This window comes from Paenibacillus lactis, assembly GCF_017873605.1.
In the GTDB taxonomy this organism is placed as follows: Bacteria; Bacillota; Bacilli; order Paenibacillales; family Paenibacillaceae; genus Paenibacillus_AQ; species Paenibacillus_AQ lactis.
Genome location: NZ_JAGGKI010000017.1, coordinates 22700 through 35138 on the forward strand (window position 1 = coordinate 22700; position 12439 = coordinate 35138).

At 53.4% G+C, this 12439-nt stretch carries 10 protein-coding genes and 1 riboswitch; of the genes, 6 read left to right on the forward strand and 4 right to left on the reverse strand.

The features are described from left to right. Positions 1 to 16: 16 nt before the first annotated feature. Both J2Z18_RS23950 and J2Z18_RS23955 read right to left on the reverse strand, forming a co-directional pair. Positions 17 to 1330, reverse strand: a complete 1314-nt coding sequence (locus J2Z18_RS23950; protein ID WP_007131622.1) for an ABC transporter substrate-binding protein — start codon at positions 1328 to 1330, stop codon at positions 17 to 19. Positions 1331 to 1531: 201 nt separating this feature from the next. After that, positions 1532 to 2464, reverse strand: coding sequence for an AraC family transcriptional regulator (locus J2Z18_RS23955; RefSeq protein ID WP_007131623.1), 933 nt, complete (start codon positions 2462 to 2464; stop codon positions 1532 to 1534). Positions 2465 to 2645: 181 nt separating this feature from the next. Between J2Z18_RS23955 and J2Z18_RS23960 the strand changes: the two genes are divergently transcribed. Beyond that, positions 2646 to 3848, forward strand: coding sequence for an acyltransferase family protein (locus tag J2Z18_RS23960; RefSeq protein ID WP_210095463.1), 1203 nt, complete (start codon positions 2646 to 2648; stop codon positions 3846 to 3848). Between the two features lie 79 nt (positions 3849 to 3927). Here J2Z18_RS23960 and J2Z18_RS23965 read toward each other — a convergent pair whose 3' ends face one another. Together J2Z18_RS23965 and J2Z18_RS23970 are read right to left on the reverse strand one after the other, a co-directional pair. Next, positions 3928 to 4170 carry a hypothetical protein gene (locus tag J2Z18_RS23965; protein WP_210095464.1) on the reverse strand — a complete coding sequence of 81 codons (243 nt, stop codon included), beginning with the start codon at positions 4168 to 4170 and terminating at the stop codon, positions 3928 to 3930. 55 nt (positions 4171 to 4225) lie between these two features. After that, positions 4226 to 6493 carry a helix-turn-helix domain-containing protein gene (locus tag J2Z18_RS23970; protein WP_210095465.1) on the reverse strand — a complete coding sequence of 756 codons (2268 nt, stop codon included), beginning with the start codon at positions 6491 to 6493 and terminating at the stop codon, positions 4226 to 4228. Positions 6494 to 6805: 312 nt separating this feature from the next. Between J2Z18_RS23970 and J2Z18_RS23975 the strand changes: the two genes are divergently transcribed. From J2Z18_RS23975 to J2Z18_RS23995, 5 genes are all read left to right on the forward strand, one after another. Beyond that, the gene (locus J2Z18_RS23975) at positions 6806 to 7759 is read left to right on the forward strand and encodes an ABC transporter permease (RefSeq protein WP_210095466.1); all 954 of its coding nucleotides are present in this window, start codon (positions 6806 to 6808) and stop codon (positions 7757 to 7759) included. Positions 7760 to 7772: 13 nt separating this feature from the next. Beyond that, positions 7773 to 8654, forward strand: coding sequence for a carbohydrate ABC transporter permease (locus tag J2Z18_RS23980; RefSeq protein ID WP_007131627.1), 882 nt, complete (start codon positions 7773 to 7775; stop codon positions 8652 to 8654). A 39-nt stretch (positions 8655 to 8693) separates the two neighbouring features. After that, positions 8694 to 10310 (forward strand): extracellular solute-binding protein, encoded by a 1617-nt coding sequence (locus J2Z18_RS23985; protein ID WP_007131628.1) that lies wholly within the window; start codon positions 8694 to 8696, stop codon positions 10308 to 10310. 354 nt (positions 10311 to 10664) lie between these two features. Beyond that, positions 10665 to 10874, forward strand: coding sequence for a hypothetical protein (locus J2Z18_RS23990; protein WP_028404493.1), 210 nt, complete (start codon positions 10665 to 10667; stop codon positions 10872 to 10874). A gap of 240 nt (positions 10875 to 11114) precedes the next feature. Further along, positions 11115 to 11276, forward strand: a riboswitch (FMN riboswitch). A 141-nt stretch (positions 11277 to 11417) separates the two neighbouring features. Continuing rightward, positions 11418 to 12398, forward strand: a complete 981-nt coding sequence (locus J2Z18_RS23995; protein WP_007131630.1) for a DMT family transporter — start codon at positions 11418 to 11420, stop codon at positions 12396 to 12398. Positions 12399 to 12439 lie beyond the last annotated feature (41 nt).

The following is a 12439-nucleotide window of genomic DNA, read 5'->3' on the forward strand; positions in this document are numbered from 1 at the left end:
ATCAGTGCATGATGGTTTATTTGACGAGCGGCTGGATTTTTTCCTTCACGTTCGCAAGTCCTTCCTCGATGCTGACCGTGCCGCGGAGAATCGCGTCCACTTGGGCGCTGAATTCCGTCATGTACTCGTTCGTGAAGGAAGTGGCCGGGAAGGACTTCAGATTCTCGCTTGCCGAGTAATCGAGAAATTCCTTGAAGCCGGGCACATTCTCGTAGAGCGGGCTCGCGAATGCCGAGGTCCGGGTCGGCAGGTTGCCGATGGCCGCCGTGAACTCGGCCATTTGCTCCGGCTCCGTCATCCACTTGATGAAGGCCCATGAGGCGTCCGGATGCTTCGCCCCTTTTGGAATGTAGAATACGCTGGTCGTGACATTGCCCGGATTTTTGCGTTCGGGATGATTCTCGTCATATGGAATCGGAGCAATGCCGTAATTCAGATCGGGCGCGAACTGCTTGATGAAGGTCGGCAGCCATTCGCCGTCGACCGTCATGGCGTACTTGCCCGAGAAGAACGGGTTCTGCGCCGACATGTATTGTCCGAGTCCCGATGAGAAACGGTCCAGGTTATCCGAGCCGTATTGGTCCCAGATCTCCTTCGACAGCTTGATGGCCGATTGAATGCCTTCATGGTCAGGCGTCACCTGCTTGGCCGCTTCGTCATAGAACGAGCCGCCGTAGGCATAGGAGAACGTGTAGGCGTCCATTCCCGGCCATAAGCCGAGCCGCGACAGTCGGCCGCCGTCTTCGACGATGCTGAGCGCCTGAATGTATTCCTTCAGCTCGCCAAGCGTTTCCGGAGGGCCGTCATAACCTGCTTCCTTAAGGATATCCTTGTTGTAGAACAGCATGGACACATGCATGGCCGTCGGAATCGCATAGGTGGCGCCTTCATGCTGCGACGTGCTCAGCGCTGCAGGCACGAAGTCGTCTAGATCGACCCCGTCCTTGGCGATATAATCGTCCAGCGGCATCATCGCTCCGCGCAGGCCCCATGGGACGACGTTCTGTCCGAACTGGGAGGCAACATCCGGCGGATTGCCTCCCGTAATGGCGGTCAGCTGCTTCTGGTAGTCACTCTGCGAAAGGCCCTTGACCTGAATTTCCGGATGGGCCTCGTTCCATTTGGCGATAAGCTTCTCCAGCGCTTCGGCTTCCGGACCGGTCCAGCCGTACCAGAAGCTCAGCTCCACGGCATCCGCGGCAGCGGGCTGGTCCGGTTCTTCGCCGCTTGTCTTGCCGGGCTCTGCGGTGCTCCCGCTTCCTCCCGAGCATCCGGCGACCATGATCGATAACAGCAAACACCATAAACCAAACCATGTTTTCTTCTTCATCCTTCTTCCTCCCCTTTTTCGAAGTCCGATTAAAGATTGTCTGCTTAAAAAATAGATCATTTCCCTCCCAATCCATCAACAAGTCCTGGTGCTCCAATAACCGGCCCTGATCCCGTTATTTGTAGGATATCGTAGCATTTCATTTCGCCATTTCATTTCACTATCGTGCGTAAAAATAGGATTATCGTATGATTTGCCAAGCTACTTGATCGCTTGTTTGCGGAACTCCGTCGGGGAGATGCCGGTGTATTTTTTAAAGATGCGGCAGAAATAGGATAGCTCGTTGAATCCGGTGGAATAGCATACGTCCGTGACGGAGAGCTCGGCCTGCTTGAGCATGACCATAGCCTGAAGAATCCGGAGGTCGGTCAAATAGCGGTTGAAGGTTTTGCCTGTCCAATCCTTGAATACCTGACAGAAGGTGGACCTGGACAGATTCGAGAGATCGCACAGCGCGTGAAGCTTCAAATCCTCCTGGTAGTGGCGGTGAATGTAATCGACCACCTTGGTCATGATCTCCCGGTACTTCTCGGATTTCTCGAATCCTTCCCGGACGAGCTCGCCGTTGACCTGCCGTACCAGAATGGAGAGCAGTACGAGCAGCTGGGCCTTGAGCGTCAGCTGAAAGAAGGGGGCGCGCCGCTCATATTCCATCAGCATCTCCTTCATCACGTTACGCACTGCGGTTTCGGTTCCGCCGTCCAAAGAAATCCGGGCCTGGGCATCCGTATCCTCGCGCAGAAACGATCCCAGAAAGGCCGCATCGAAGAAGACCTCCTCCTCCGGAAGCTCCTCGAACCGCTCATTCACAAACGAAGGCATGAATTCGCAGCCGTAGATTTCATAATCTCCGTCCTTGGGGATCGTGACGCTGTGCAGCGTGAACGGCGGGATGACGAAGATATCGCCTTTGGTCAGCTGATAGGCCCGGTTGTTCACCGTGTGCGACAACGTGCCTTTGGCCACGTACCATATTTGAAAATAGTCGTGGCAGTGCGTCCACAAGCTCTGCTGACGGATCAATCGATACATTTTGCAAGGAAGTCCTTCCAACATCTCCATCTTTGAGTTAAAATAAACGACACCTGATCCCGTTAGCTTCTCAAGATCAACTTGGCTCCAATAAATACGCATTGTTTTTCCCTCCCTGATCGTATCCCTGATTTTTAAGAAAACGCTTTCAAAACATATTTCGTCAAAGCTGTTTCCTTCCCCCCGACGATCTCTAAGAAATTTGCAGCGTCCTTCTTCCTCCCCTTTGGAACCATAAGTCGCCGGTTTCGTGTAAGCCGGGTTTCAAAGGGAGCTAAAGACCATGAAAAAAATCGTGTATTTGGATGGCTTGCGAGGGCTTGCGGCCTTTGTTGTCGTGATCGCCCATTTCGTTCAGGTGTTTATGCCTTCCGTGATTGAAGGGCGGGAGGAGATCCGGCATTTCGCATTCGAGGAGATGCTGGCGGAAACGCCGCTGAACCTGCTGTTTAACGGCAATTTTTCGGTATGCCTGTTCTTTGCGCTGAGCGGCTATGTGCTGAGCTGGCGCTATTTTCGCACCGGGGACCGCACGATTCTGTATTCCGCGGCAATAAGAAGGTATTTTCGGCTGGCGGGACCTGCGTTTGCGTCGGTTGTGATCGCCTATGTCTGCATGATTGCCGGCTGGGGCATGTTCGACGATGTCAGGGGACTGACCGGCTCGTCGATGCCGGATCCGTTTGCGGCGGATGCGAGCCTGCTTACGATGGTGAAGGAGGGGCTGTTTCATACGTTTTTCACCTATGGCGCGCAGTATAATCCGGTGCTGTGGACGATGACGTACGAGCTGTTCGGTTCGCTGTTCATTTTTGCGTTTTTGCTTCTCTGCGGCAGACGCCGTATCCGCTTTGTCCTATACGCCGCCCTTGTCTGCTGGCTGCTCGATTCTTATTACCTTGCGTTTGTGATCGGCGTGCTGCTGAGTGACCTTCAGCACAGCGGGAGGGACCGGCTGGCACGGGTCCGGCGTCCTTGGATCAATGCCGTCCTGCTCGCCGCCGGCCTGTTCTTCGGCTCGTATCCGTACATTCATCCAGCCGGCACCCTTTATGCCGTGCTCTTATGGGAATCAAGCAAGTTTGACTTCTTTGTGTTCTATCACGTGATCGGGGCAGGACTGGTGCTGACGGCTGTGCTGAATTCTAGCCGGCTGCAGGCTCTCCTGGGCAGCAAGTGGTGCGCGTATTTGGGGAAAATCTCGTTCTCGCTCTATCTCGTTCATTTCACGATCCTATGCACTTTCGGCTGCTTCCTGTTCTTACAGCTGAGCGCCGTTCTGCCTTATGGCATCAATATTCTGATCACGTTCACGGTAACGCTGGCGTTCATCATGGCATTCGCACACGGGTTCTACCGGCTCGTTGACGCCGTGATCCTTGATATGTTGTCCCGGTGGAACAAACGGATGTTCATCGGAGCGAAGCGGGCGGGGAAGAAAGGGGGAACAAAGCCGGTATCAGCCGGCGAACAAGCGATGGATTAACCGCAAAGCCGTCTGGCGAGGCATGGAATCGACGATTACCGCGAGGCACGGAACGTGAGGCCCGGCACCGCGATCACCGTCAGGCGAGGCAAGGCACAGTGATTGCCGTCAGGCGAGGCAAGGCACCGCGATTGCTGTCTGGCGAGGCCCGGCACCGGCGGTAGCCGTCTGGCGAGGCACGGAATCGGCGATTGCCGCCAGGCACATCATCGCCATTGCCGTCTGCAGGAGCCACAGCACGAGGAAACGCCCGGCCTGATTTCAGCATGCCGGGCGGCGGTGCGCATATAAAAAAACAAACCTTCTCTCGGCGGCGGGGCATTCAGCCCCGCCTTGCACAAGAGAAGGTTTGTTGTGGTTGCATTCCATCGATCCGATCATCCGCTGCTGGCATGGGTCTGCACCACTTGCTGCCTGCGGTAGGCACCCGGCGTCATGCCGACCGATTTCTTGAAGGTCCGGTTGAAGGAGGTGATGTTGAGGTAGCCGACGCGCTGGCTGATTTCATTAACGGTCAGGTCGGTGCATGTCAGCAGCTCCTTCGCTTTATTTATGCGGATCCCAAGCAGATGATCGCTGAAGTTGAGGCCGGTTTTCTCTTTGATGTACACCGAGAGATAGGCGCTCGACAGGTTCAGCTTGGCGGAGAGATAGTCGAGAGACAGGTCCTCCGCATATTGGTTATGAATGATGCTCAGGAACATGGCGATCAGCGGTTCCTCGCCGCTATCCTTCTTCTTCCGTATCAGGGCGCAGGACGCTTCGATCAGCTGGCGGAAGACGCTTTGGTATTCGCGCAGGCAATGGCATTCCGCCAGCCGCGAGCCCCACTGCTTCAAGGATTGAAGCTGAGCTTTGTCGATCTGGGCCATTTCAGCATAGCCGATAATTTTGGAGGCGGCGGCATCGGCGAAGAAACGGAACTGGGCAATGCCGGCCTCTTTGCGCTGTAATGCCGCAAGCGCCTGCTCAATGATCTGAAGCGCTCGGCTGTCGCTGCCTTCCTGCAGGGCATCCAGCAATCCTTTCTCCTGGGACGGGCTGAGATGGACCGTCGTCGGAAGCGTCCGTGGCTTCGTCACCAGCTGCGATTCCTCCAGAAGAGGGGCTTGCTCGGTCAGCGCCTTGACCTGACGGTAGGCTTCATTGAAGCCGGAGGAATCGTGAACCTGCGAGCTGACAGCGATGGTAACGAGGAACAGCTCGGTCTCGTTGTTCAGCATATCTTTCATTTCCTCCAGCAGTTTTTCCAGCTGACTGGCTTCTTCGCGCTTGAAGATCGAGATGATCTCGTTCTTCTCGATCTGGAACGTATGCGAATCCGGGTAGCGCTCCGCCGTAAACAGATGGATATGCTCCAGCATATGGCGGACCGCTTGGTCCGTCTGCAGCGGCGGCTCGCCGCTCGGATTCAGGCGGAACCGGATATGGTACAGCACGACGATAAAGCTGCCGTCATCCGACAGGAAATCCTCCCATTCGCTAATATCCGTATTGATGCTTTTCAACTGGCTGATATAGGAGTAGCTGGTCAGCACCGATTTTTGCTTGTTCAGGCGGTCCCGGATCTCCTCCTTCTCCCGCAGCAGGTCCTGGATGCGGCTCTTGATGAGATCGTATTCATTGATGCTGCCTTGATACGGCTGCGGCGCGTGAGTCTTGCGATTGAGCACCGTCGTCAATATCTGCTTCACCGGCTTGTGCAATCTGCGGCTGAAGAAATAGGAGGCCGCCAGAGCTACCCCGAGCGATAGCGAGAAGATGAGCAGCAGCGCCCCGGTCAGCCTGCTCAGCTGAGCAGACACATGACTGTATGGGACGGCCGAGATGTAGGTCAATCCGTCGTCTCCGGCTTCCGCAAAATAGTAAGTTCCGTCCTTGAGCACGGCTTGCTGCCCAGAGGCAAACGTCGGCAGCTCATTGGCGTGAAGGTCTCCCCATGTGTACAGCACATCCCCGTCCGCGTTCAAAATCGCAAGCGAGCGGTCGCTCGGCTCCCCGAAGAAGGATTGAGCGGCCTTGTCGATATCGATCAGCGCGATAATCTGGTAACGGCTGTCCAGCTGCTGATAGACGAAAGGCATCAATTTTTTCTCGGACAGATCATTATGGATGCGGTAGACGGCAGCCGGGAGCAGGCTGAAGGATTCCCCACTGCTCTTGTAGCTGTTCCAGAAGGCGTAGGGGTACTGCTTGCTAGTATAAGACCGGTCGAGCATATAAGGAGCATTCCCGCTTCCGGATTTGCTGAGCACAAAATCATGCTCCTTCAGATAAATCAGCGTATCCTCCAGGAAGAAGAGCGGGTTATAGATATCGCTCCGCATCTGGAGCATGACATCACGGGCCTTCAAATAATTGACCTCGTTGCCCGTCTGCTGGCGGAGCTGATTATTGAACCCGATTAAATCGGCATGATTATATATGTCAAATAACAGCACCTGCAGCCGGCTGAACTGGTAGGAGAACCGCTCCGCCGTGTCGTGGACCGCCTGCTGGCTCGTATCGATAATTTCTTTTTGAAGGCTGGATTTAAATAGATGGAAGATCACGGCATAGAATAGGCCGAACAAAACGATGATGGCCAAAAAGCTGAGGAAAATTTTGAAGAACAGGCTTCTGCTCTTGCTTTTGATCCAGTTCATAAACGATCCCCCTTTTGTATGTATTCGCGTTTATGGTCCTCCCCACAGTATAAAGGACAAGTATTAAGGATCGTGCTGCGTGGTGTTAACCCACCGTAAAAAAGGAATAGTCATTATTTTAGATTTTAAGCTTTAATTTAGGAAAAACGCCCGGCAGCCCGGCAATCCAATGAAAGGCGAGACATCGAAAAAATGGTCAATACCCATCCTGGCAATCGGTCGTATATGATGCAGATGTGAACCGAAGAGCAGGAGAAAGGTTCAGAAACGAAAGTGAGGGGATGTCCGATTTTAGAGCGTCAGGTTCGTAACATGGAAGCGCATTCAACAAAACCCGGCAGCACACGTGGCAGCAGCGTCTGGCGAGGTACGGTGAGGCAGGTGCGCAAAAACTGGCAGCTGTATCTATTATTCCTGCCGGTTCTGCTCTACTTCATCGTGTTTCACTACGTGCCGATGTACGGGGTACAGATCGCCTTCAAGGATTTTATCGCCAATAAAGGCATTCTGGAAAGTCCTTGGGTAGGCTTCAAGCATTTCGAGCGCTTCTTTAACAGCTTCTACTTCTGGAGAATCATTAAAAATACCCTTGGCATCGGGCTGTATGAATTGATTGTCGGGTTCCCGATTCCGATCATACTTGCCTTGATGATCAACGAAGCGCGGTCGGGCCGGTTTCGCCGGTTCATTCAAACGGTAACTTATGCACCTCATTTCTTGTCAACGGTCGTGGTCGTCGGCATGATCATGATGTTTCTGTCTCCGGTCAGCGGACTTGTCAATTTCATTATCACCTCCTTTGGCGGGGAACCGATTGCCTTTATGACGGAGCCGTCCTGGTTTAAGAGCATCTATGTGTGGTCCGGCGTCTGGCAGAGCATGGGGTGGAGCTCCATCATTTATTTGGCGGCGCTCGCGGGCATCGATCCGCAGCTGCATGAGGCCGCCAAGGTGGACGGTGCAGGCTGGTTCCGGCGAATCTGGCATATCAATCTGCCGGGGATCGCCCCAACGATGATCATTCTGCTGATTCTGAACATCGGATCCATTCTGGGGGTCGGCTTCGAGAAGGTCTTCCTGATGCAAAATTCGCTCAACATGGAAGCCTCGGACGTTATCGCCACGAACGTATACCGAAGCGGGATCCTGGGCGCCCAGTACAGTTACTCGGCGGCGGTCGGATTATTCAACTCCGTCGTCAACTTTATCATGCTGATTACCGTCAACCGGATCGCCCGCAGAGTCAGCGAGACCAGCCTATGGTAAGGAGGAAGCAGCTATGCCACAAAGCCGGAGCGAACGCATTGCCGGAATCTGTATTTACATTATATTATCATTAATTTCGCTTGTTGTATTGTATCCGTTATATTTTGTGCTTATCGCTTCGATCAGCGCGCCGGAGACGGTGATGCGCGGAGAAGTATGGCTGTGGCCCAAGGAATTGTCGTTTGTCGGATATGAGCGGCTGTTCGCCAACAAGGAGATCATTCAAGGATTTCTGAACACCGTGCTCTATACGGTAACGGGGACGGCGCTGAACCTCGTGATGACGATCGCGGCGGCGTATCCGTTATCGAGGGCGGACTTTAAGGGACGCAACGGGTTCATGCTCATCATCGTCTTCACCATGTTCTTCAGCGGCGGCATGATTCCGAGCTACCTGCTGGTTAAGGAGCTTGGCATGCTCGATACGATCTGGGCTATGATTATTCCGTCCGCGGTGTCGGTATGGAACATCATCATCATGCGTACGTTCTTCCAGAACTCCATTCCGAAGGAGATGCAGGAAGCGGCCTTCATCGACGGCTGCTCGAATATGCGGGTGCTGTTTCGCATCGTGCTTCCGCTCTCCGGTCCGATCCTGGCCGTTATGGTGCTGTTCTACGCGGTCGGCCACTGGAATTCCTATTTCACCGCCCTGATCTATCTATCCGACCGGTCGAATTATCCGCTGCAGCTGTTCCTGCGGGAAATTCTCGTCCAAGGGCAGATGCAGGAAATGGTCGATATCAGCGACGATTCGCTGGCCCGGAGTCTGATGGATGCGGAAGCAATCAAATACGCGGCGGTCATTGTGACCAATCTGCCGATGCTGCTCTTGTATCCGTTCTTGCAGAAGTATTTTGTCAAGGGAGTCATGATTGGAGCCATTAAAGGCTGACATATTCAAATGATAAGACTATAGGAGGCAGTGACAATTATGGTGAAAAAATGGGTTTCGCTCACATTGACAGCGGTGCTGGCAGCGGGGCTGCTGGCTGGCTGCGGGAGCAAAAGCGGGGATGGCGCAACGAAGGAGGGGGAGACGGCCAAGTCCAATTTCAACGAGACCGGCATGCCGATCGTAAATGAACCGCTCAACCTGACCTTCTTCACGGGCAAATCGCCGACAAACGGAAGCAAGTTCGAGGATACGCTCGTATGGAAGACGTATAAGGACATGACCAACATGAACATTACGTTCAACCTTGTTCCGTTCGAGACGCTGACCGAGAAGCGGAACCTGGCGCTTGCCGGCGGGGATTATCCGGACGTGTTCTACTCCGCCCGGGTAGGGTCGGCTGAGCTGACGCGCTACGGCGAGCAAGGCGTCTTCATTCCGCTGAATGACCTGATCGATAAATATGCGCCGAATTTCAAGAAGCTGATGGAGCAGTACCCGGATATCCGCAAGGGCTTGACGATGCCGGACGGCAACATTTATTCCTTGCCATCCTTCTACGATCCGGAGCTGCTCTCGATGCTGATCGGTACGCCGCTGTGGATCAATCAGGAATGGCTGGATAAGCTCGGTATGGAGGAGCCGAAGACTACCGAGGAGTTCTACGCCTACCTGAAGGCGGTTAAGGAAACCGACCTGAACGGCAACGGCAAGCATGACGAGATTCCATACTCTGCAACGGGCATCACCGGTCTCGTTGACCATTTGAAGGGCTCCTGGGGCCTTGGAACGAGCGGGCTTGGCCATAAGTTCGTCGATGTCGATCCGGAAACAGGCAAGCTGCGGTTTACGAAGGCGGAGCCGAAATACAAGGAAATGCTGGAGTTCATGAACAAGCTATATAAGGAAGGACTGCTGGATAAAGAGATCTTCACGATTGAAGGCGGCGCTTTGAACGCGAAAGGGCAGGAAGGCTTGCTCGGGGCTACCGTCGTGCCGAATCCGGAGACCGTCATGGGACGCAAGGAATATATCGGTCTCGGTGCGCTCAAGGGACCTCACGGCGATCAGCTGTACTCCCACGTAAAGGTGCCGATGGTCCACGTAGGGGCATTTGCGATCACGGACAAGAACCCGAATCCGGAGGCGACGATTCGCTGGATGGATTACTTCTATGGCGATGAGGGAGCGCAGTTCTACTTCATGGGTAAAGAAGGCGAGACCTACACGAAGAACGCCGACGGTCAGCTTGAATATGTGAAGGAAATTACCGAAAATCCGGACGGCTTGACACAGGACCAGGCGCTGGCGAAGTACTTTACATGGCTTGGCGGCAGCTATCCGGGATTGGTGCGGGAGAGCTGGTTCAAGGGCTCCGAGACGCTTCCGAGCGCGATGGCGGCAGCCGAGAAGGCGGAGCCTTATGCAGTGAAGGAAATTCTGTATAACTTCAACTTTACGCTGGAAGAGACGGATATCATGTCCTCGATCGGCAAGGATATTCAGGATTATGTCACCGAGATGGAGGCGAAGTTCGTCAATGGCTCCGCATCCTTCGACCAGTGGGACGAGTACGTGAACACGCTGAACAAGATGGGCCTGGAGGAATACATGCGAGTGTATCAGGCGGCATACGACCGCTACCAGGCGGAGTAACAAGCGGTTGGTTTAGGGTATAAGCTATTATTGTGCAAGCATGAGCAGCCCGCTCAAGGGAATATCCCTTGATTGCGGGCTGTTTCCGTTATTCCTGAGAGGTATTGCTCGTATATATGCGCTGAGGTTTGATATAAAGGCATAGACGTCAATTACGCATCTCCAAGCAGCACGATCAGGGGCATTGTGGAAAGAACGTGTCCGACTGGCGCCGTGATTTTTGCTGGTGATTTTCTCTATATGGAATGGTAATATTTATGAAAAGATGTTGACCCGCAGGTCGTTGCAGCGTCAGGAGCTCAAGTCATCATTGGCGGGAGTTATGATGATGGTTTAAGAGGGGGCTGTGTAGCGATGGAGCGGAAGGTTTCCATGAAGAAGATTCCAAAAGGGGTAGCGGAATGGGTATTCAGGCCGAGACGCAGGTACGGGCGCTTTCCGAGAATCGAGCGGATGGTGGAATTGCTGTTCAAAGCGATACTCATTTTTTGGGCTTTTATCGTGATTCGCTGGTTTATCCTGATCACGGTTGCGACGATGAGGCATTTCGGCGTGTTTGATTAAGCAGTATCATTGTCAAAGAGCTGTCCATTATAAGACAGGACTAGAATCAGAGTGAAAAAAGTTGTGGTAACTATTATATATTTGCTGTATAATTGTTAGTAAAGAAAAATATATCTTTTTAATTTGAAAGAAAAATGTATTTTCATGAAACCATTCATGGTATAATTTCCATACCATACAACATCAACCGGGATACCCTGGTTTGAGTTTGTTGCAGCATTTAAAAAATAAAACATGAATATGGATCTTCGGGGTAAGGTGAAATTCCTGACCGGCGGTGATGCTTCGATTCGAAGCTTAGCCCGCGACTCGCGACAAAACAGCCTTCGCAAGGCCTGCAATCGCGACTGACTTGGTGCAATTCCAAGGCCGACGGTATAGTCCGGATGGGAGAAGATCAAAGCTTGGTTTGCTGTGGATTTTTTTCGAAAAATCGCATGATAGCAGGCTTATTTGATCAGCCCCCGTTTACGCCGACATTGCTCGGCAGGCGGGGGCTTTCTGCTGGTAAGACCTCCGTATTCAGGATGAGGAGAGGTAAAGATGGATAACGTAAATATCGGTGTCAAGGTCAAGCCTTACGACTCCGGCGCACAAGCAAGGGGCCGAATGCGGGGAGGATTTTGGCTTGTCGTATTGGGAGCGGCCCTCTGGGGCGTGGACCCTTTGTTCAGGGTCATTCTTCTGAAAAACCTGACGTCGGCGCAGATTGTTTTGCTCGAGCACATCATCATTTCCTTGATTGCCATTCCGGTTTTGTGGAGAAACCGCGTTGAATTGCGAGGTATCGGCTGGCGCCATGTCGGAGCGCTGCTGTTTATTTCCTGGGGCGGCTCCGCGCTGGCCACGATCCTGTTCACGATGGGCCTGTCAAACGGCAACCTGAACGCCGTCCTGCTGCTGCAGAAGCTTCAGCCGCTGTTTGCGATCATGCTCGCCAGCCTGCTTCTGAAGGAGAAGCTGCCTCGCCACTTTGGCATTTTGCTTATTGTTGCTCTGGCGGGCACTTATCTGCTTACCTTTGGCATGACGCTGCCTATTGGTCACTGGAACGATTTTGTGCAGATCGGAAGCCTCTTATCGTTGGGCGCAGCCGCATTATGGGGCGGCTCGACGGTGATGGGACGGCTGATGGTCGGCAAGCTGAAGTATGAGACGGTGACCTCGCTGCGCTTCGTGCTGGCGCTGCCGCTGCTGACCTTCATGACGTGGAACGAAGGAGCCGCATGGAATATGCCGGCATTCGGTACCGGCGCTTTTGCCGCGGTATCCTTGAATCTGATCGGCCAGGCGCTGCTGCCGGGACTCTTGAGCCTGCTGGTGTATTATAAAGGGCTGACTACTACGAAGGCCTCCGTCGCAACGCTTGCCGAGCTGAGCTTCCCTATGGTCGGCGTTCTCATTAACTGGATCGTATTCCAGGAGGTTGTGACAAGCGCCCAGCTGCTGGGCTTTCTGCTGATCTGGATCGTTCTGTTTGTCATATCGAGGCAGTCGGAATCGTCTGAGCGGACGCTATCGTAATGAATGACTTCTTAATGAATAATTCATAGTCTAAAGCTTCA

What these genes read in the sequence shown, in the direction of transcription:
- J2Z18_RS23950 (WP_007131622.1), bottom strand. Translation starts at nt 1,330, where the DNA reads ATGAAGAAGAAAACATGGTTTGGTTTATGGTGTTTGCTGTTATCGATC.
- J2Z18_RS23955 (WP_007131623.1), bottom strand. Translation starts at nt 2,464, where the DNA reads ATGCGTATTTATTGGAGCCAAGTTGATCTTGAGAAGCTAACGGGATCA.
- J2Z18_RS23960 (WP_210095463.1), top strand. Translation starts at nt 2,646, where the DNA reads ATGAAAAAAATCGTGTATTTGGATGGCTTGCGAGGGCTTGCGGCCTTT.
- J2Z18_RS23965 (WP_210095464.1), bottom strand. Translation starts at nt 4,170, where the DNA reads ATGCCCCGCCGCCGAGAGAAGGTTTGTTTTTTTATATGCGCACCGCCG.
- J2Z18_RS23970 (WP_210095465.1), bottom strand. Translation starts at nt 6,493, where the DNA reads ATGAACTGGATCAAAAGCAAGAGCAGAAGCCTGTTCTTCAAAATTTTC.
- J2Z18_RS23975 (WP_210095466.1), top strand. Translation starts at nt 6,806, where the DNA reads ATGGAAGCGCATTCAACAAAACCCGGCAGCACACGTGGCAGCAGCGTC.
- J2Z18_RS23980 (WP_007131627.1), top strand. Translation starts at nt 7,773, where the DNA reads ATGCCACAAAGCCGGAGCGAACGCATTGCCGGAATCTGTATTTACATT.
- J2Z18_RS23985 (WP_007131628.1), top strand. Translation starts at nt 8,694, where the DNA reads ATGGTGAAAAAATGGGTTTCGCTCACATTGACAGCGGTGCTGGCAGCG.
- J2Z18_RS23990 (WP_028404493.1), top strand. Translation starts at nt 10,665, where the DNA reads ATGGAGCGGAAGGTTTCCATGAAGAAGATTCCAAAAGGGGTAGCGGAA.
- J2Z18_RS23995 (WP_007131630.1), top strand. Translation starts at nt 11,418, where the DNA reads ATGGATAACGTAAATATCGGTGTCAAGGTCAAGCCTTACGACTCCGGC.